This is a genomic window from Microbispora sp. NPDC046933 (assembly GCF_040644635.1).
Taxonomy (GTDB): Bacteria; Actinomycetota; Actinomycetes; order Streptosporangiales; family Streptosporangiaceae; genus Microbispora.
This window is the reverse complement of sequence record NZ_JBEYWW010000003.1, coordinates 144,891-163,828: the sequence shown is the minus strand read 5'-3', so window position 1 is coordinate 163,828 and position 18,938 is coordinate 144,891. Positions and strand designations below refer to the sequence as shown.

Genomic DNA, 18,938 nt, shown 5'->3' with positions numbered 1-18,938 from the left:
GGAGAGTCGATGCCGAAAAAGGTCGTCAACACCGGGACCGCCCTCGGCCCGTACTCGTCGGCCGTCGTGGCCGGCGACACCTGCTACGTGGCCGGGACCGGCGGGTTCGTCCCGGGCACGACCCAGATCGTCGAGGGCGGCATCGAGGCCGAGATCCGGCAGACGATGAAGAACCTGGAGGCCACGATCACGCAGGCGGGCTTCCGCCTGGAGGACGTGGTCTCCGCGACCTGCTACCTGCGCGACATCGAGCACTGGCCCCTGCTGAACGACATCTACAGCGACTACTTCGGCCAGGAGCCGCCCGCGCGGGCCGCGGTCGTCGTCCAGGACATGCCCGCCCACGCCAACGTCGAGATCACCTGCGTGGCCTGGCGCGGCGACGATGACTGAGCGCTTCGCCGTGATCCGCGGCGGTGAGGTGATCGGCCGGATCACCGTGGACCGGGCGGGCGCCGACCTGCTGGTGGAGTACGCGGTGGACGACAACGGCCGCGGCGCCAGGCTTCGCGAGCGGATCACCCTGGGCGATCGTGGCATCCCGCTGGCGTGGGAGATCGACGGCACGTCCCTCATGGGCGGGCCCGTCCGTGAGCGGCTCCAGGACGGCACGTGGGAATGTCAGGCCGATCGCGGGCGGGCTCCGGCCGGGGCCGGGCGCCTGTACCTCGCCAACGACACCAGCCCCTACTCCTCCGGCATCTACGCCAGGGCCGCCCTGGCGCACGGCGGCGCGGTGGACGTACTGCCAAGCGGTCGTCTCACCCTTGAGCCGTTGCGTCAGGTGCTCCTGGGCGAGCGGGCACTGCAGGCGTACGTGCTCGGGGGTGCGGGGCTGCTGCCGGAGTTCGTGCTGCTGGACGCCGACCGCCGGATGGTCGCCCGGCTCGGCGGCACGCTGATGCTCCGCGAACTCGTCGTACGCGAGGATCACCTGGACGACGCGGACGACCTGGCCGCGCTGGACACCACCCTGTCGATCGAGCACCTGTCGCTGGTGGGCGGGCAGGTTCGCCACACGTGCGATTCTCCGGTCCGCATTCGGGACGTGCGGATCTTCGACCCCCGGACGCTGCGGCTCGGTGATCCCCACTCGGTCGTGTTCTACCGGGGAATGATCACCTCCGTCGAGCCGGACGCTCCGGGAACCGGAGTGGAGATCGACGGGCAGGGCGGGACCCTGCTGGCGGGCCTGCATGACATGCACGCGCACAACTCGCTCGCCACGGGCCTGTTCTACCTGGCCGCCGGTGTCACCACCACGCGCGACATGGGCAACGACAACGACATGCTCCTGGCGTTGATGCCCAGGCTCGACTCCGGCGAGCTGCCCGGCCCGAGCATCGTGCCGTCGGGGCTCATCGAAGGGCGAAGCCCGTACTCGGCGCGCATCGGCGTTATTCCCGGCACACTGGACGAGGCGCTCGGCATGGTGCGCTGGTACGCGGAGCGCGGCTACCACCAGATCAAGATCTACAACTCCGTGGACCCCGCCTGGGTGGAGCCGCTGGCCGCCGAAGCGCATCGGCTCGGGCTGCGCGTCACCGGTCACGTGCCCGCCTTCGCCACCCCGGACCAGATGATCGAGGCAGGGTACGACGAGATCGCCCACCTCAACCAGCTCATGCTCGGCTGGGTGCTCGACCCCGGCGAGGACACCAGGACGCCGCTGCGGCTCACCGCGATGACCCGGGCCAAGGACCTCGACCTGGCCTCGCCGCAGGTGCGCCGCACGATCGGCCTCATGCGCGAGCGCGGTGTCGGCCTGGACACCACCGCCGTGATCCTGGAACGGCTGATGCTCAGCCGCGCCGGGCAGGTCCAGGAGGGCGACCAGGCATACCTGGACCACATGCCCGTCGGCTACCAGCGCTACCGGAAGCGCACCTTCGTCCCCAATCCGGCCGACGGCTACGACGAGGCGTTCTCCCGGCTGCTTGAGACCATGGCGTCGCTGCACGCCGAGGGCGTCGAGCTGTGGCCGGGCACCGATGACGGCACCGGCTTCACCCTGCACCGGGAGCTGGAGCTGTACTGCGAGGCCGGCATCCCGGCCGCCGAGGTGGTGCGGAGGGCCACCCTCGACTGCGCCCGTCACCTGGGCCGTGACCACATGAGCGGCAGCGTCGCCCGCGGCAAGAGGGCCGACCTGATCCTCGTGGACGGCGACCCGACCCGTGACATCTCCGCCCTTCGCCGCGTCCGGATGACCGTGAAAGGCGGCGACGTCTACTTCCCCGCCGAGATCCACAGCGCCCTGTCCATCGCACCGTTCACGGTGCCGCCACCTGTGAAGGGGGCCTCCTGGTGAGCTCCATCGTGACGACCAGCCATACCGGTCGCTTCGGAGGCCGCACGATCGGCTACAGCGCTTCGATGCACGAGACACCGATCCCCGGCGCCAGGATCGTCTCCTTCGACTACCTCGCCGATGAGCCGGACCGGCCGGTGCTGTTCCTGTGCAACGGCGGGCCGGTCGTGTCGTCGGCGTTCCTGCACATGGGGGCCTTCGGGCCGCGCCGTGTCGCCTTCCCCGACGACATCCACGCCCCGTCCACCGGCGTGGTGGACAACGAGCACTGCCTGCTGGACGTCGCCGACCTCGTCTTCTTCGACCCGGCGGGCACCGGCTACAGCCGGGCCGACACCGAACTGGGCGGCGTCGCCGAAGACGTGGACCAGATGGTCGCCTGGGTTCGGGAGTGGCTGCGCGTGCACGACCGGCTTACCGCGCCCGTCCACCTGCTCGGCGAGAGCTACGGCACCATCAGGGTCGCGCTCGCCGCCAGGCTGCTCGCCGAGGCCGGCATCCGGGTGGCCGGAGTGACGCTGCTCGGTCAGGCCACCAACATCATCGAGACCGCGGGCCGTCCGGCCAACGTTCTCAGCTACGTCGTCTCGCTGCCGACCCTCACCGCCGTCGCCCACCACCATGGCAAGCTCGGCGCCGTCCCGCTGGAGCGGGCGGTGGACGAGGCGTTCGCGTTCGCCCGCACCGAGTACGTCACCGCGCTGCTGCGCGGCCCCGCCCTCCCAAGGCGGGATCTGGAGCGGCTGGCCGCCAGGCTGGCGCAGCTCACCGGCATCCCCGCCGCGCTGTGGGAGGAGCGCGACCTCCGCCTGACCAAGCACGAGTTCCGCGCCGAGCTGCTCCGTGAGCGGAACCTGGTCCTGGCCATGCACGACGGCCGCTACGCAGGGCCGCCCGCCGAATCGCTGCCTCCGGAGTCGATCCAGGCCCGCATGGTCGGTCCGCGTGCGCTCGGCACCGACGCCGTGCCGCAGGCGATCGAGGCCGCCATCGAGCCGTACCTGCGCGAGTTCCTCAAGGTCGACACCGGCGAGGAATACCGCAGGACGGCGGGCGACGTCGAACACTGGCGGTGGAACGCCAGCACGTCGCCGTTCGCCGACTGGCCCTACGGCCACGCGCTGACCGAGGCCATGACCGTGCTGCCCGAACTGCGCGTCTTCGTCGGCACCGGCATGCACGACCTGTCCACGACCGTCGGCGCCGCCGAGCACGCCGCCGCGCAGTGCGGCTGGCCCGCCGGCCGGGTGCGCCTGGAACGCTACCCGGGCGGGCACATGATGTACTCCATCGAATCCACCCTCCGCGACCTCGCCGCCGACCTGCGCGCCTTCATCGGTGGTGGCGCATGAGGCACACCGTGACCATCGCCGGCCGGGCCGTGGAGTACGACGCCCAGTGGGAGTCCCTCACGCTCACGGGCGCCGACGGCACCCCTGACGCCCTGATCTCCGCCACCGCCTACCTCGCCGGCGACCCGTCCGCGCGGCCGGTCATGTTCCTGTTCAACGGCGGACCGGGCGCGTCGTCGTCACCCCTGCACATGTCGGCGTTCGGCCCCAGACGCTTCGTCACCGACCCCGTAGATCCCCTGAGCTTCGGCAGGGACCACGCGTCCGGCCGGCGCAGGGTGGTCCCCAACCCCTTCTGCCTTCTCGACGCGGCCGACCTCGTCTTCATCGACCCCGTCGGCACCGGCTTCAGCCGCGAACTGCGTCAAGACGGCGCCGCGCCGTACCTGTCCGTGCACGGCGACGCCGCGGCCACCGAGCGCTTCATCCGGTGGTGGCTGGCGGAGCACAAGCGCCAGGACTCGCCCATCTACCTGGTGGGGGAGAGCTTCGGCGGCTTCCGGCTGGCGACCATGTGCGCCCGCATCACCGACCTCGACGTGGCCGGGCTCGTCTTCATCTCGCCGATGCTGGACGCCAGCGCCACCGCGCCCGCACCGGGGAACGACCTGCCTCATGTGTTCGACCTGCCGACGATGGCCGTGGCCGCCTGGGTGCACGGTCGTGCTTCGGCCGGCATCCCCGACGCCGCCACCGTCTTCGCCAGCGCCCAGGCGTTCGCGCAGTCCGAGTACCTCACAGCGCTGCACCTGGGGTCGGGGCTGCCGCAGCGGGACCGCGCCGCCGTCGCCGAGCGCGTGGCCGACCTGATCGCACTACCCGCCGAGCGCGTGCTCGCCGACGACCTGCGCGTCCAGAGCGAGACCTTCCTGCGCATGCTGCTCGCGGACCGGGGCGAGCTGGTGGGCCGCCTCGACACCCGGATCACCGGCCCGATGCCGCCTGAGGCCGTAGACGACCGGCCACCCGCCGCCGACGACCCCGCCCTCGGCATCGGCCGGTCCAACGTCATCCACTCCGACGCGCTGGCCCACTATCTCCGTTCCGAGGCGGAGGCCACCGACGACGGCTCATACGTCTCGCTCTCCCTGGAGCTCAACTTCGCCTTCGACTGGCGCAACGACCACCCCAAGCCCGACTTCTACCGCAACCCCACAGCCAACATTTCGACTCTCCTGCGGGAACGGCCCCACGCTCGCGCGCTGCTCATCGGCGGCTACTTCGACCTGGCCACCCCGCTGGCCGCGAGCGTCTTCGCGATCCGGCACTGCGGGGCTCCGCCATCCCGGGTCGAGACGCTTCAGCTGACCGCAGGCCATTCCCTCGCCGACGACGACACGCTGCGCACGGCGAGTGCGGCTCTGCGCGCCCTCATCCGCACCACCTCCACAGGGACGTGATCAGTGACCTTCCCCACCCTCTCCCTCACTCTGTCGCCCCGGCCGGACGGCATCGCCGTTCGCTACGTCCTTCAGGCACCGTCCATCCCGGCAGGCCGGACGCTCTGCCGCCTGCCCATCGTCATCGCCGGCATCCCCGGCGTGTCTGTCCGCGCCGCCGACCTTCATGTCACCGACGACCTCGGCGAGCTGCCCCTGCGCGAGGAGGACGAGCCGCCCACGCCGTCCTGGGCCTACCGGCGCTGGTGCGCCACCCGCGACAGCGTCGGGGACGTCACCGTCTCCTACCTCGCGCCAGTCCGTGCCGTGGACGCCGCCACCAGGAACGGCCCGCTGTTCGACCTCCGTGCCGAGGCGGGCGGCGTGCAGGGCGCCGGCATCACCTTCCTCGCTCTGCCTGACACGACCCGCGACTACGCGATCACTCTGCGGTGGGAAGGCCTCGACGGGGGGCTGGGCGTGTCGAGTCTCGGAGAGGGGGCCGTCCAGGTGATCGGGACCGTAGACACCCTGTTGTACGCCTTCTACATGGCCGGACCGGTGAACACGTACCCGGCCGAGGAACCCCGGTCGTTCTCGATGTACTGGCTCAGCGAGCCGTCCTTCGACCTCGTCGCCGTGGCGGCCCGCATCGAGCGGATCTACCAGGTCATGTGCGATTTCTTCCGCGAGCCCGCGCCGGGACACCGGGTGTTCATCCGCAAGCACCCCTACCCCGGCAACGGCGGCACGGCGCTGCCGCGCTCGTTCATGTTCGGCTGGAGCGACGCCGAGACGCCGACCGTCGACAGCCTGGCCTCCCTGCTGGCCCACGAGACCGCGCACAACTGGCCGCGTCTGGACGGCGATCACGGCGACACCGCCTGGTACACCGAAGGCACGGCTGAGTATTACTCAATCATGCTGTCCCACCGGGCCGGGCTCGTCGACGACACGGAGTTCCTCGAGCTGGTCAACGAGCGCGCTCGCGGCTACTACACCAACCCGTTGCAGACGCTCAGCAACGCGGAGGCGTTCGAGCTGTTCTGGAAGGACCAGCGGGCACAGCGCGTGCCGTACGGCCGGGGCATGTTCTACCTCGTCGACGTCGACGCCAAGATCCGCGCGGCCAGTGGCGGACGGCGCAGCCTCGACGACCTCGTGCTCACCGTGCTCGAACGGCAGCGGGCCGGAGAGAAGATCGGCGTTCCCGAATGGCTCGACCTGGTGACCGACGAGCTTGGTGAGACCGCGCGGAGGGATTTCGCGGCGATGGGAGCGGGGGAGTGGATCGTCCCCGCCTCGGAAGCGTTCGGTCCCCGGTTCGTCCGCGAGGAGATCCGCGATCACGTCACGGAACTCGGCTTCGCGATCCCCAGCCTGGAAACCCGTGTCGTCACCGGTCTGGTCGCCGGGTCGGCCGCTGAACTCGCGGGCGTACGCGAGGGCGACCGCATCCTGGACGGACCGGCCGGTTCCGAGATCGCCAGAGGCAGTCTGGAGCGTGTCTCCCTGACGCTTCAGCGGGAGGACCGGACGTTCGAGGTGGCGTACGACCCCTCCGGCGCCGAGGTGCGCTCCTACCGGTGGGTGGCGGTCGACGGTCGGGCCACGGGCTGATCAAAGCCCACCTCGTGGCGGGGAGCATTCCAGTCGCGGGCGATTCTGATCGCGTAGTCCTCGTTGAGTACGGGATAGAAAATGGGCTGCTCAGGCAGCCGCGTTGTCATACCGCCTTGCCGCTGCACGGCGCTGCTTACGAAACGAGAAGGGCCATTTCGGGCGATCCAGATTGGAGGCACCCAAGGGAATTGAACGTCGGGTACGGTTCAGCTGTGGCAGCGCATTCTCAGCGCCACTCCTGCCGATCACCCCCAGCGTGCCCTATGTCTGTCCAGCCTAGGGATCGTGCTGCTGACCCGGTTCGAGCGGACCGGCGCGATGGCGGACCTGGACGAGGCGATCCAACGGGGGCGCCAGGCCGTGCAACTCACTCCTGCCGACCACCCCAACCGCATCGGAATACTGAACAACCTGAGAAACGCGCTCCAGAGTCGGCCCGACCGTACATGAGACTGAACGACCGCCGATAGGAACGCCTTGTCCAGGGGCGGTGGTCAGAACGGCTCGGCTGCTCGTCAGGGCAGGGACCGTCACGCGATGGCTCGCCCCATGTCCGGGGGCTTGCATCAACAGCTTGGCGAGGCATCGCCACCCGCTATGACAAGACCCCCGTGAGCTACCTCGCCGGCCTCCACCTCCGCGCCGCGATGATCTGGATCAAAGACCTCGCCCAGACCACCTCTTGATCACAACCAGATGCACGCCCTAATAGGCGAGTTCTCCGATGCCGCCATCGACGCGCAGGACGGTGCCGGCGGTGTAGGCGGACTCGTCAGAGGCCAGGTAGACAGCTGCCTTCGCCAGCTCGGTGGCGGTGCCGATGCGATGGAGGGGCACGGTCTGCCGGAGTTCCTCGTAGATGGCGGCCTGTCGCTCGGGGCCAAGCGACTTGAACGTGTCCGTGAGGGTCGGCCCCGGGCTCAGCCCGTTGACCCGGACGCCCCGGTCCTTCAGCTCATAGGTCAGCCCGCGGGAAAGGGACAGCAGGCCTGCCTTGGCGGCCCCGTAGACTGCCGCGTTCTCGTGCCCGATGAAAGCGGAGACAGATCCGACGAGGATGACCGAGGCCTGCCGTGAAAAGAGCGGCAGCAAGGCCTTGATCAGGAAAAACGGTCCCTTGAGATTGGTGGCGACGAGCCTGTCGAATGCCTCCTCGGTCCATTCCTCGATCGGGAGATGGGTGACGTCGGCGGCGTTGCTCATCACGATGTCGAGCTGCGGCCATTCCTCCTGCAGCCGCGCCGCGAGTGCCGCTTGGCCGGGCACGTCGCCGGCGTCGCTGAGGATGGGCAGCAGCGGGCCGTCCAGCTGCCGGGCGGCCTCATCCAGCCGTTCCCGCGAGCGGCCGGTGATCGCGACAGCCGCTCCCTCGGCGAGGAACTCGCGGGCGGTCTCAAGCCCGATGCCGCTCGTCCCGCCCGTGATCAGTGCGCGCTTTCCCTCAAGACGACCCATTGAACTCATTCTCCTCACTCGCGCCCAAGGCGCGTGGTTCTGCTAACGGTGGTTCTGGCAACGACGACGGGCCATTCCCGCCATCACGGGACACCCGCCAGAGGCCGGCTTCCTCACTGCGGACGGGGCCCTGGCCGGCGGCTTTCCCCGGCGGACTTCACGTCTATGCGGATGCGGACCGGGGCACATTTCTTGGTCTTCCAGGTCCCGTCCTCGGAGGGCATAAGTGTCATGGCAGTGGCCGAGTCCATGTGCGGCCCCGACAGGCCCGGCATGGGAATACAGATGATCGGAGAACGCCGCGACCGCCTCCGCCGTGTCGGTAGCCGGCACGTCCGGGGTCAGATGGCGGTCCGGCCTCCGTCGGCGGCCACGACGGCACCGGTTACGTAGCTTGCCTGGTCGCTGGCGATGAAGGCGATTACCTGGGCGACCTCGGCCGGGTCGGCGGCGCGCTTCAGCGCGGTCGTCAGTCCCATGCCGCCGAGGTCCGGTCCCATGGCCGCCACCACCTTGGAGGTGGTCATCGGGCCGGGCGACACGGCGTTGACGCGCACGTTCGAGGCGGCGAACTCGGCCGCCCAGGTGCGGGTCAGGGACTCGAGCGCTGCCTTGGTGGCACCGTAGACCGCCATCAGCGGCAGGCCCAGGCCGGCCGCGGTGGAGCTGACGTTGACGATGCTGCCGCCCCCGCCGGCGGCCATCTTCGGCGCGAGCTGGGCGACCAGGACGAACGGCGCGCGCACGTTGACCGCGAAGGCGGCGTCGTAGGCGGCGATGTCCTGGTCGGCGGTCGCGCTGAACGGGACGACGCCCGCGTTGTTGACGAGGATGTCCACCGCCCCGGCGTCCTCGGCCAGCCGCTGCACGGCCTGCGGGTCGGCCAGGTCGGCGGGAATGAAGCGCACAGTGCCGGCGGAGCCGGCCGCGCTCTCCCGCACGTCGTCCACGACCTGGGCGCCGCGGTCCGGGTCGGTGCCGGTGATGATCACGTTAGCCCCGCCGGCGGCGAGGATCCTCGCTGTCGCGTGCCCGAGCCCGCCGATGGCGCCCGATCCGGTGATCAGCGCCGTCTTTCCCTCGAAGTCCATGTGGTCCTGCCTCTCGTCCGCCGGCACGCTCGCGCGTGCCGACTTCTGTGTCAGCGTTCAAAAAGTCGCTCGGTCATCACCGTACGGCCTTTTGTGCAGGCAGTCAAAAAGTCGTAACCTGGGGGCATGGCACGGACAGGGCGCCCCCGCGCCTTCGACAAGGACCAGGCCCTGGAGCGCGCGCTGCTGCTGTTCTGGTCCCGGGGCTACGGAGCGACCTCCGTTCAGGACCTCGTCGACGCGCTGACCCTGGAGCGGGGCAGCCTGTACGGCGCTTTCGGCGACAAGCGGCAGTTCTACCTGGCCGCGGTCCAGTTGTACTGGGACACCTACGAGCGCCAGCTGGCCACGGCGCTGGAGGCCGGGCCGGTGCTGCCGGCGCTGCGCGAGGTGCTCGCCAACCCGGCCCGGGCGCAGGAGTACGCCTCCGACGTCGGCGTTCCGCAAGGGTGCATGATCGGCAACACCACCGCCGAACTCGTTCCGCAGGATGCCGAGGCCCGCGAGATCGTAGCCCGCTCGCACGCCCGCTTCACCCAGATCGTCGCCGACGCACTGCGGCGCGCGCAGGCCAGCGGCGAGGTCACCCAGGCCGCCACCCCCGAGGCCCAGGCGCAGCTACTGCTGTTCACCGTCCAGGGCCTTTCCTTGGTCTCCCGCGCAGGACTCGACACGGCCGCCGCGCTCGCCGCCGTCGATGCCCTGATCGACGCCCTTCGCGCTTAGATCGCGCACGGCGGCCGCGAGTCGGTGGCGCGGTTGGCCGAGAGGTGCGGTCCGCCCGCGCTGGTCGGGAGTACGTTTGTCTGCCGACCTCGAAGGACGGCACCGGTGCCTACCCCGTGCCGACGGTGATGTCCCGAGCGCGGACATCCGCATCGGCTGTGCCCGCTGCTCGCACCTGACCCAGGAACTCCAGTCCCGGATCGACGCACTGGCGGCAGCCGGCATCCCAGGGCTCCGCCCCGTCCGGCGATTTCCCGTCCGACCCGAGCGGTCCTCGGGTGACGTGATGATGTAGATGAGCACCTCCCGCCAGGACTTGCCCCATCTCTTGACGGCTATCGGGTTGTACGCGGCTCGGGTGATCTCGGCGACGTGGAAGCGCGCACGGACGGCCGTTCTGTTTCCTCTGGGCTCTCGATCTCTGGCCTGCTCAACTACGGCTGCGAGGGGGCTCGTGGGCGTCGGCTCGGCCACCAGAGGGTGCTCTACCTGGGCCTATACACCGCCTATACCGGCGCATCCGATGCTTCGACCACGCCGGCCAGGGAGGTCGGCGGAGGACCTCTGGAGGGTCAAATTGATCAGGAATGGCCTATCCAAACTGGGCGTGGCGGCTGTGCTCAGCCTGTCGGCAGCTACCATTGCCGTCCTGCCCGCTACGGCTTCCAACGCGGCCGGCGGCGAGCCCTGCGGGGCGACCGTCGAGACGTACGACGCCCGCAGCGGCGTGGGCTGGGGCCAGTGGACGCACACCTGGACGTACCACAACTGCGGCTCCGGCACGGTTCGCAAGAACGCCGTGATCAACAACCACTCTGACAGCGGCTGCAGGACCATCGGCCCGGGCGGCTACACCTCCTACACCTGGACCGAGACCGACTCGCTGGCCGGGCACTATGGCGCGTACGAGCGCACGGAGAACTGCTGATCACCACGCAGGCTCTAGCCTGACCGTGAACGAGCCTCCTACCTGGCCGGGCCACCCACGGCGCGGCCGGTAGGAGGCCACCCGGAGCCGTACGTACTTCTGACGACTTCACCCCGTCGTCGCCTGGCCCCAGCACCACGGCGAGCGGCAGCACCCGCTCACCTGTGCTGGTTCGCAACCGCGGCAGGCGGTAAAGCCTGGCCAGGCCCCATATGGAGGAAATGGACGCCCATATCCGATAGTGATCAAACAAGTCAAGAATGGAAGGTATATGGGTGTTCTGGGACGATCGGGCTGTGCATGTCGGCGGATCGTCCCTGCGTGCGTTACGTGCCGCGGTGTTCGCGGCAGCGTGCGTGCTGGTCTCGGCCGCTCTGCACATGCTGGCCGGAGGGGCTCCCGTGCGCGGGGGAACCTTGGTCGCCGCAATGGCGCTGACCTGGCTGGGCGCGTTCCTGCTCGCAAGCCGTCAGCGGGGCATGGGAGTCCTGCTGAGCGCCTCCTTCGGCGCGCAGTACGGGATGCACCACCTGTTCACTCTCGGCGCCGCGCACGCGTCGCCGTCGCCGTGGACGGGTGAGCACGGCACCGGTTTGGGAATGCTGCTGATTCATGCCGCGACGGCGATCTTGTCCGCCTGGGTGCTGGAACACGGTGAGTCGGCCCTGGCGTTGATCGTGCATCTGGCCGTCACGCCGGTGCGCGGACTGCGGGCCGTGTTGCGCGTCCTCGCGGGTGCGCTGGTCGACATCGCCCCGCCCACTCCCCGCCCAGTCGGGGAACATCTCCTCCCGGTCCCTCGTCGCTCCGACTTCGTCGTGGTGGTCGCCCGGCGCGGTCCGCCTCTGGCTGTCTCCGTTCTCTGATACGGGCTGCCTGCCATCGGCGGCATCGGCTCGCCATGCCGTACGCCCGTTTCGCCGCCCTGAACCGCGCTGAACGCGGTCCGCGGCTCAACCCCCCTACTCAGGTGACGCGTATCCGTCGGTGTGCGCTCGCCTTGAACGGAGAACCCGCATGACTTCTACCGCTGACATTCAGCATGCCGTCGATCCGGCCCGGCCTCCCCACCCCAGGCGTGCGACCTGGGCGGCGCTGCGCCCGCTGGTGCTGCGCCTGCACTTCTACGCCGGAATCCTCATCGCCCCCTTCCTGCTCGTCGCCGCGACCACGGGTCTGCTGTACGCCGTCTCCTTTCAGATCGAAAAGGTCGTTTACCGGCACGAGCTCACCGCACCCGTGAGCCAGACCAGCCTTCCCCTCAATCAGCAGGTCACCGCGGCCCGCCAGGCACTTCCCGAGGGGAAGGTCACCGCGGTACAGCCCGCGGCCGAGCCCGGCCTGACCACCAGGGTGCTGCTGGACGTGCCGAACCTGCCCGAAAGCACCCAGATGGCGGTCTTCGTCGACCCCGGGACCGGTCAGGTGCGCGGCACGCTGGAAAGCTACGGCAGCTCCGGCGCACTGCCCGTACGCGCCTGGATCTCCGACCTGCACCGTCGCCTCCACCTGGGAGAGCCCGGGCGGATCTACAGCGAGCTGGCCGCCAGCTGGCTGTGGGTCGTCGCCCTCGGCGGGCTGGCGCTGTGGCTGAGCAGGCGTCGCCGCGACGGCCGGCGCCTGCGCGGCCTGCTCACTCCCGACCGCGCCGCCACCGGGTTGCGCCGCACGTTGTCCTGGCACGGCTCGGTGGGCCTGTGGGCCGTGCTGGGCGTGCTGTTCCTGTCCGCCACCGGTCTGACCTGGTCGAAGTACGCCGGAGCGAACATCGACGAACTACGCGCCGCCTTCGGCTGGGCGACCCCGTCGATCAGCGCGGCTCCCCTCGACCACGCCGCGCACGCCTCGATGGGCCACCACAACGTCGACCTGAACTCTGACGTGGGCGTGGACCGGGTCCTGGAGGTCGCGACCGGCACGGGGCTGTCCGGCCCCCTGGAGATTACCTGGCCTGGCGAAACCGGAAGCCCCTACATCGCCAAGGAAATCGACAAGACCGCGCCCACGCGGCTGGACCAGGTGGCGGTCGACCCGGCGACCGGGTACATCGTGGGCGCGTTGCGGTTCGCCGACTATCCGCTGGCCGCCAAGCTCACCCGGTGGGGCATCGACGCGCACATGGGGCTGCTGTTCGGCCTGGTCAACCAGATCGTCCTGGCCGCGATCGCGGTCGGGCTCATCACGCTGATCGTGCTGGGCTACCGGATGTGGTGGCGGCGCCGTCCGACCCGCGGCTTCGGCAGGCCCTACCCCCGCGGCGGTTGGCGGGGTGTGCACTGGGGAGTCCTGGCGCCGCTGGCCCTGCTCGCCCTCGTCGTGGGGTACTTCCTGCCCCTGATGGGCATTTCCCTGGCCGCGTTCCTGGTGATCGACACCCTGCTCGGGCTCCGCTCCAGGATGACCGGCTAGGGGCATCGCTTGTGCAGCCGGAGCCCGGACCCGTGAGGACCCGGGCTCCGGCTACATCACCCCCCGAGGATGGCGGTACGCCGGGGGAACAGGGCCGGCGCGCGGTGGAACCCGAAGGTCTTCTTCCAGGTCGGCGCGGCCTGCTGTTCGTCGGAGTGGGCGATGACGATGGTGGCGTCGATGTCGAGGGGGACCAGCCGCCCGCGCCCGGCGCGTGGCTCGCCTAAACGATCAAGCCTGCTCAAATTCGCCGTGAAAGCCCGAGGTTAGGCGGCCATCCTGGGAGATTCGTGATCCCGGCCGCCGTGCGCGGTCTGATCAGGCTGCTCAGAGCCCGGGGCGGCAGCGGCTGTCCCACCGCCGCTCCCGCCCCGGGGTGCCGCATCAGCCGACCTTGATCGGCGCGATGTCGAACTTGTCGAGGTTGGGCGCCCACTGGCTGTCGAGCTCGGAGATGCACGGTGCCGGGCATCCCTGGGCCTTCGCGCCGTTGGCGGGATCGTTGTACACGCTGATCGTGTTCGTGCCGGCCTTCAGGGTCACCGGTACGCCGCGAGCCCACCAGTTGCCCCAGGACCAGGTGTTCTTGAACCAGTACCGCTTCGAGTTCCCGTCGTTGACGGAGATGTCGAGGGGGCGCGAGATGATGTCGGCGTTGTAGACGTGGCCCGACTTCCGCTCGTCGTTGGCGTAGTGCACGACGAGCATGTAGTCACCCGCCTTGTCCACGTCGACCGTGAGGGTCAGCCGGTTCTGCGGCCCCTGTCCGATCCAGCCGACGAACTTCCCTCCGGAGGCGTAGCCGTGGTTGTCCACCGCGGCCGAGCCGGACCGGGCGGCGGACTCGGCCTCGATCACCTGCACCGGGCGGGGTCCGGACGTCGCCGAGGTCACGCTCACCTTGTCGAGGCGCACCGGCGTGGGGCCGGTGGGCTCCACCGTCACCCGGTTGACGCCCGCCGACAGGAACAGCCGGTGCCGGTCGCTCTTCCAGAAGGTGCCGCCGCCCGGCTTGGCCCGGAGCACCGCACCGTCGACCGCGCGCCGGTCGAGCCCGATGTTCGCGGTGATCGACCCCGGCTTGCCGGGGCTGTTGTGCCGGAACTCCAGGTCGTAGTACCCGTCCTCCTCGGCGTACACGGTGAACATGGCCTCGCCGCCGCGCTTGAGGGTGAGGAAGCCCGCCCCCGACTGCTTCTGCTGGTCGTACTCGTAGGTCACGTCGCCCTTGGTCTGCGACCGCTCGGCCTCGTAGTCACGGGTGACCGGGCCGGTGGAGGCCGGTTCCAGGTCGATGCGGTCCAGCGTCGCCTGGCCGACCGCGGTGCCCAGCCCGGGATGGGACTTGGCCAGGCGAATCTGGTTCGCGCCCGCCTGGAGCTGGACCACCACGTCCTTGCGGGTGCGCCACTGGAAGTTGAGCGTGGCCTGGTAGTCGACGAACCGCGCCTCACCACCGTTGACCGTGAGCACCTGCTGGGCGGGCTGACCGGTCTGGTTGGCGTACAGGATGCTCAGCTTGTACGCACCGGCCTTCGGCACGTTCACGTCGAACGTCACCGCGCTGTCGCTCTGGGTGAGACTGCCGACGTGGCGCGTGCCGGAGGTGGCCGCCGCGTTCCAGTTCGACGGCGTGCCGAAGGTCTGAATCGTCCCGGCCGTGACGGTGGCCAGCTCCGCCTCGTACGAGGCTCGCCAGGGCAGGTCCACGGACTGGCGGGTGCCGGCGCCGCCGGGCGACAGCACGATCTCGTACGCCGACATCAGGTCGATGTTCGTCCCGCCGTCGCCGCTGACGCCGAGCCCCCGGACCGGGATCGTCAGCGAGCCGTTCTCGGGGGTGAAGTCGCTGTCGAGCAGCACGGTCGGCGGCGGGGCGTCGGAGTTCTGGCCGCTCCACGTGGTCGCCGCCAGGGTCACGTTGACCTTGTCGCCGAACAGTTCCTTGTCGATGTTGTCGATGACGACGTCGAAGGCGTTCGACGTTCCGCCACCGGCCACGATGCGCGCCTGCCTGCGACTGTCGTCGATGGAGGCGATGCCTTCGAGCTTGTCGAGGGTGGTCGGGGTCGGCGGGGTGACCTTGACGGTGTCACCGCCGGCCATGTCGGCGTACATCTTGTAGAACCACCAGCCGCCGCCGGGCTTGTTGGTCTCGACGACGTCACCGCCGAGCAGTCCGGCCGCGGTCCAGTACGCCTTGCCGCCCGCGTCGACCTTGGTGTCCTCGAACATGGCGACATACTGGATGAGCTGGCCGGGCACCGTCAGGTCGCGGTTGCCGCCGTACTCGTTGATGTTGATGGGGATGGGGGAGATGCCTCGCTCCTGCTCCAGGTTCCGGTAGGTCCGGTAGTTGGTGCGGTAGTAGTTGCCGCCGGCGGGGTTGAGGCTGCCGGACTCCAGCTGGTGCCAGGACACGAAATCGGGCAGCACGTTGTTGTCGCGGGCGTAGGTGAGGAAGTCACCGTAGTTGCGGGCCCGGAAGGTGGCGTCGTTGAGGCCCATGACCCGCGCGCCCTTGTGGTGCTCGCGGATGTACTCGACGGCCGCCTTCCAGTGCGCCATCAGGGCGGCCATCCGGGTCTGGTACTGGGCGGCGTTGCCGGTCGAGGTGCCGTACCAGATCCCGTCCGGCTCGTTGAACGGCACGTAGACGATCCGGTCGGCGTACGGGCTGTTCTTGACCTGGTCGACCACCCAGGCGAGCTTCTGCATGTAGTTGTCGAAGCAGACCTGATTGCAGGGGATCACCCCGCCCGCGTTCTCGTACGTCCACTGCGCGTACATGTCCTGGACGTTGATCTGGATGTACTTGCCGCCGTTGCGGAAGAACGAGGGCGCCACCGACAAGGCGTCGCCGTTGGGGTGCTGGGCGCCCGCAGGGGGTTTCTGGTTGACCGTGGCCACCCGCAGCGGCTCCAGCGTGTTGTCGCTGGGCACGCCTTCGTCGCTCAGCCCGTACAGCGCTCCGCCTGCGGCGCCGCGGAACGCGCCGGTCCGCTGGCCGAGGTCGACGACGAGCCGCGGGGCCGCCGGGCCGTCTCCGTGGGCGGGAACCGCCGCCGTCGCCCCTGCGGCGACGAGGGCGAACGTGCTTGTCACCGCGGCGATGATTCGCCGTGCTCGCCGATGTGTTGGTAACTTGGACATGCCTCTCCTCTGGCTCTCCAACTGCCGGCCAATGGGGTAGGGGTTTGGTGATCGAAGGTGGCCGGCCGAGCCCTTGGACAGGCGTTTCTCGGCCGGTTCACCGCGTTCTCTCACTCGGTCTCGCGTGTTCCTGCTCCGCCGGTGGCGGTGATCTACTGCCCACGGGCGTTCGTGCCGGCAGGTGGCACGCCGCGCGCTACTGGAACAGGGCGTTGACTTCGTCGTTGGCCTTGCTGAGCGAGGACGGCTCCGCCTCGAAGCTCAGCACCGCGTCGATCGCCGGGCCCATGATCGCGGCAACGTCGCTGGCGTGGTCGGTGATCGGGAACAGCGACGTGGTGTTCTCGTGAATCTGCACGGTGAAGGCGCTGATGTCGATGCCCTTGGCCTTGAACTTCTCCTCGGCGATGGCGAGCGCCTCAGGGATCGCCGGGAAGACGACGGCCTTGTCGCCGACCGTCTTCTGGCAGTCGGCGGACGCCAGGTACTTGACCCACTGCCACGCCTGGTCCTTGTGCTTGGTGCCGGCGTAGATGGAGTCGGCCAGACCGTTGTAGATGGTCGCGCGCTTCCCGGAGGGGCCGATGGGCGTCGGCGCGGTGCCCACCTCGACCTTGTCGTAGCCGTAGTACGTGTTGATCATCCAGGAGCCGTTGGTGGACAGCGCGTACTTGCCGGCGCCGAAGCCGTCGTTGACGCTGGTGCCGGACCGGGCGATGGCCAGGCTCGGCATGTACCCCTTGTCGATCAGCCCGCGCCACCATGCGATCGTGTCCTGGAAGCGCGGGTCGTCGTACCGGAACTTGGTGCCCCACGGGTTCTTGTCCGTGAACTGCCAGCCCGTGGACAGCGCGTACATGCTCCACATCTGCTGGCCGACACCGGCGCCGTTGTTCTCGTCCAGGCCCAGGCCGTAGACCTTGACGTTCTTCTTGTCGAAGCCCGGCTCGTCGCCGCGCTTGCCGTTCTTGTCGACGGTGAGGTGGGCGATGATCTTCTCGTAGGTGCCGCCGTCCTTGGGGTTCCAGGTGAGCGACTTCATCTGGTCCTCGGTGATGCCGGCGTCGGCGAGCATCTTCTTGTTGTAGAAGATCGCGATCGTGTCGAAGTCCTTCGGCAGGCCGTACCGCTTGCCGTCGGCCGACACCCATAGGTCGGCGAGGCCGGGGGCGTAGGCGTCGGTCTTGATGCCGTCGGCCGCGACGAACTCGTCCAGCGGCAGGATCTGATGCTTGCCGGCGAACTCCGGGTAGTAGTTCAGGTGGTTGGTGAAGACGTCCGGCGCGGTTCCGGACACGAGGTTGGTCGTGAGGCTGGTCCAGTAGTCGTCCCAGCCGAACTGTGAGATCTTCACGGTGATCTCGGGGTGCGCGGCGTGGAACGCGTCAGCGCAGGCCTGGTAGGCCGGCAACTGGTTGGAGTCCCACAGCCAATAGCTGATTTCGGTCTTCGCGGTGCCGGCGGCGCCGCCGCCGTCCCCGCTCTCGCCGCCGCTGCCACACCCTGCCAGGGCCAGCGGAAATATCGTCGCGACAGCGGCGAGGCGCCTTATCCGTCTCATGCCAGATCTCCTTGTTGCGGTGGGGGGATGAGGGTGGTTCGGAGAGGGATCATTTGATCCCGGAGAACTGGATGGAGTTGACTATCCATCGTCCGAAAATGGTGAAGAGCGCGATGACCGGTAACGCGGCCAGGAGCGTCGCGGCCATGAGCCCGGACCAGTCCGGTCCGGCCTGCGGAGTCTGGGCACGGAAGATGCCCAGTGCCACGGTGAGCACCCGGACGCCGTCCTCCTGCCCCACGAGCAGGGGCCAGAAGTACTCGTTCCAGGCTCCGATGTAGACCAGCAGGGAGATGGTGGCGATCGGCGCCGAGCTCATCGGCACGATCAACCGGAAGAAGATGCGCGCGTGTCCCGCGCCGTCCACGATCGCCGCCTCCTCCACCTCCCTGCTGATGTTGAGGAAGAACTGCCGTAGGAAGAACACCGCGAACGGCGTCATGAACAGGTACGGCAGCACGATCCCCGCGTACGTGTTGAGCAGCCCGAGCTGCTTGACGGTCACGAAGTTGGGCAACGCGGTGAAGATCGGCGGGACCATCAGTGCGGTGAGGAAGACGAAGAAGACCTTCTCCCGTCCGGGCCAGCGCAGCCGGGCGAACGCGTACGCCGCCATGGCGCTGAAGAACACCTGGCAGACCGTGATGACGGCCGAGGTCGCCACCGAGTTCGCCAGGTAGCGCCAGAAGTTGATGTTCGCGCCGGAGCCGCCCTCCGCGTTGGCCTCCGCCAGCGTCGCGATGCCCAGGACCCGCTTGAACGCGCCGAACGTGAAGTCCGTCGGCAGCAGCGAACTCGGGTTCGCGAAGAGGGTTCGGTTGTTGGACAGCGAGATGCGCAGCATCCAGTAGAACGGCAGCAGCGTGATCAGGAGGAACAGCACGAGGATCGCCCAGGCCGCCGTCCGCTGCCAGCTCAGCTGTCTCGGTGTGTGGCTCATGGCCTGCCTC

16 protein-coding genes and 1 pseudogene are annotated in these 18,938 nt (G+C 69.1%); 10 read left to right on the top strand and 7 right to left on the bottom strand.

Annotated elements, in window-relative coordinates; genetic code table 11:
• Positions 1–9 precede the first annotated feature (9 nt).
• From ABZ857_RS05290 to ABZ857_RS05270, 5 genes are read left to right on the top strand one after another with little or no spacing between them, the layout of a single operon-like run.
• A complete protein-coding gene (locus ABZ857_RS05290) occupies positions 10–393 on the top strand; it encodes a RidA family protein (RefSeq protein WP_357037814.1) in 384 nt (127 codons plus the stop codon).
• The gene (locus tag ABZ857_RS05285) at positions 386–2,311 is read left to right on the top strand and encodes an amidohydrolase family protein (RefSeq protein ID WP_357037811.1); all 1,926 of its coding nucleotides are present in this window, start codon (positions 386–388) and stop codon (positions 2,309–2,311) included. The genes ABZ857_RS05290 and ABZ857_RS05285 overlap by 8 nt, the downstream gene beginning before the upstream one ends.
• Complete coding sequence (locus tag ABZ857_RS05280) at positions 2,308–3,663, top strand: hypothetical protein (RefSeq protein ID WP_357037808.1); 1,356 nt, start codon at positions 2,308–2,310, stop codon at positions 3,661–3,663. Before ABZ857_RS05285 ends, ABZ857_RS05280 begins: the two co-directional genes overlap by 4 nt.
• Positions 3,660–5,063: an alpha/beta fold hydrolase gene (locus tag ABZ857_RS05275; protein WP_357037805.1), complete on the top strand. Its 1,404-nt coding sequence runs from the start codon at positions 3,660–3,662 to the stop codon at positions 5,061–5,063. The genes ABZ857_RS05280 and ABZ857_RS05275 overlap by 4 nt, the downstream gene beginning before the upstream one ends.
• A gap of 3 nt (positions 5,064–5,066) precedes the next feature.
• Entirely contained in the window at positions 5,067–6,662 is a 1,596-nt protein-coding gene (locus ABZ857_RS05270) for a hypothetical protein (RefSeq protein WP_357037802.1), read from the top strand.
• A gap of 17 nt (positions 6,663–6,679) precedes the next feature.
• Here the strand turns inward: ABZ857_RS05270 and ABZ857_RS05265 are convergent.
• Positions 6,680–6,772, bottom strand: a pseudogene (locus ABZ857_RS05265) (ADP-ribosylation/crystallin J1); the annotation flags it as partial.
• 103 nt (positions 6,773–6,875) lie between these two features.
• On the opposite strand from ABZ857_RS05265, the gene ABZ857_RS05260 reads away from it, so the two are divergent.
• Positions 6,876–7,115, top strand: a complete 240-nt coding sequence (locus tag ABZ857_RS05260; RefSeq protein ID WP_357038407.1) for a tetratricopeptide repeat protein — start codon at positions 6,876–6,878, stop codon at positions 7,113–7,115.
• Between the two features lie 255 nt (positions 7,116–7,370).
• Here the strand turns inward: ABZ857_RS05260 and ABZ857_RS05255 are convergent, their stop codons facing one another.
• Positions 7,371–8,120: an SDR family oxidoreductase gene (locus ABZ857_RS05255; protein WP_357037799.1), complete on the bottom strand. Its 750-nt coding sequence runs from the start codon at positions 8,118–8,120 to the stop codon at positions 7,371–7,373.
• A gap of 341 nt (positions 8,121–8,461) precedes the next feature.
• Positions 8,462–9,211 carry an SDR family oxidoreductase gene (locus tag ABZ857_RS05250; RefSeq protein ID WP_357037796.1) on the bottom strand — a complete coding sequence of 250 codons (750 nt, stop codon included), beginning with the start codon at positions 9,209–9,211 and terminating at the stop codon, positions 8,462–8,464.
• 126 nt (positions 9,212–9,337) lie between these two features.
• On the opposite strand from ABZ857_RS05250, the gene ABZ857_RS05245 reads away from it, so the two are divergent.
• From ABZ857_RS05245 to ABZ857_RS05230, 4 genes are all read left to right on the top strand, one after another.
• Positions 9,338–9,937: a TetR/AcrR family transcriptional regulator gene (locus ABZ857_RS05245; RefSeq protein WP_357037793.1), complete on the top strand. Its 600-nt coding sequence runs from the start codon at positions 9,338–9,340 to the stop codon at positions 9,935–9,937.
• A gap of 607 nt (positions 9,938–10,544) precedes the next feature.
• Positions 10,545–10,865 (top strand): hypothetical protein, encoded by a 321-nt coding sequence (locus ABZ857_RS05240; protein WP_357037790.1) that lies wholly within the window; start codon positions 10,545–10,547, stop codon positions 10,863–10,865.
• Between the two features lie 338 nt (positions 10,866–11,203).
• Positions 11,204–11,731, top strand: a complete 528-nt coding sequence (locus tag ABZ857_RS05235; RefSeq protein ID WP_357037787.1) for a hypothetical protein — start codon at positions 11,204–11,206, stop codon at positions 11,729–11,731.
• Between the two features lie 151 nt (positions 11,732–11,882).
• Positions 11,883–13,274 carry a PepSY domain-containing protein gene (locus ABZ857_RS05230; protein WP_357037784.1) on the top strand — a complete coding sequence of 464 codons (1,392 nt, stop codon included), beginning with the start codon at positions 11,883–11,885 and terminating at the stop codon, positions 13,272–13,274.
• A gap of 56 nt (positions 13,275–13,330) precedes the next feature.
• On the opposite strand, the gene ABZ857_RS05225 is transcribed toward ABZ857_RS05230, so the two are convergent.
• The 4 genes from ABZ857_RS05225 to ABZ857_RS05210 all read right to left on the bottom strand — a co-directional run bounded on the left by ABZ857_RS05225 (position 13,331) and on the right by ABZ857_RS05210 (position 18,928).
• Positions 13,331–13,519, bottom strand: a complete 189-nt coding sequence (locus ABZ857_RS05225; RefSeq protein ID WP_357038427.1) for a hypothetical protein — start codon at positions 13,517–13,519, stop codon at positions 13,331–13,333.
• Positions 13,520–13,658: 139 nt separating this feature from the next.
• Positions 13,659–16,379, bottom strand: coding sequence for a CBM35 domain-containing protein (locus ABZ857_RS05220; RefSeq protein WP_357037781.1), 2,721 nt, complete (start codon positions 16,377–16,379; stop codon positions 13,659–13,661).
• 244 nt (positions 16,380–16,623) lie between these two features.
• Entirely contained in the window at positions 16,624–17,988 is a 1,365-nt protein-coding gene (locus ABZ857_RS05215; RefSeq protein ID WP_357037778.1) for a sugar ABC transporter substrate-binding protein, read from the bottom strand.
• A 49-nt stretch (positions 17,989–18,037) separates the two neighbouring features.
• Positions 18,038–18,928, bottom strand: coding sequence for a carbohydrate ABC transporter permease (locus ABZ857_RS05210; RefSeq protein ID WP_357037775.1), 891 nt, complete (start codon positions 18,926–18,928; stop codon positions 18,038–18,040).
• Positions 18,929–18,938 lie beyond the last annotated feature (10 nt).

What these genes read in the sequence shown, in the direction of transcription:
- ABZ857_RS05290 (WP_357037814.1), top strand. Translation starts at nt 10, where the DNA reads ATGCCGAAAAAGGTCGTCAACACCGGGACCGCCCTCGGCCCGTACTCG.
- ABZ857_RS05285 (WP_357037811.1), top strand. Translation starts at nt 386, where the DNA reads ATGACTGAGCGCTTCGCCGTGATCCGCGGCGGTGAGGTGATCGGCCGG.
- ABZ857_RS05275 (WP_357037805.1), top strand. Translation starts at nt 3,660, where the DNA reads ATGAGGCACACCGTGACCATCGCCGGCCGGGCCGTGGAGTACGACGCC.
- ABZ857_RS05255 (WP_357037799.1), bottom strand. Translation starts at nt 8,120, where the DNA reads ATGGGTCGTCTTGAGGGAAAGCGCGCACTGATCACGGGCGGGACGAGC.
- ABZ857_RS05250 (WP_357037796.1), bottom strand. Translation starts at nt 9,211, where the DNA reads ATGGACTTCGAGGGAAAGACGGCGCTGATCACCGGATCGGGCGCCATC.
- ABZ857_RS05245 (WP_357037793.1), top strand. Translation starts at nt 9,338, where the DNA reads ATGGCACGGACAGGGCGCCCCCGCGCCTTCGACAAGGACCAGGCCCTG.
- ABZ857_RS05230 (WP_357037784.1), top strand. Translation starts at nt 11,883, where the DNA reads ATGACTTCTACCGCTGACATTCAGCATGCCGTCGATCCGGCCCGGCCT.
- ABZ857_RS05215 (WP_357037778.1), bottom strand. Translation starts at nt 17,988, where the DNA reads ATGAGACGGATAAGGCGCCTCGCCGCTGTCGCGACGATATTTCCGCTG.
- ABZ857_RS05210 (WP_357037775.1), bottom strand. Translation starts at nt 18,928, where the DNA reads ATGAGCCACACACCGAGACAGCTGAGCTGGCAGCGGACGGCGGCCTGG.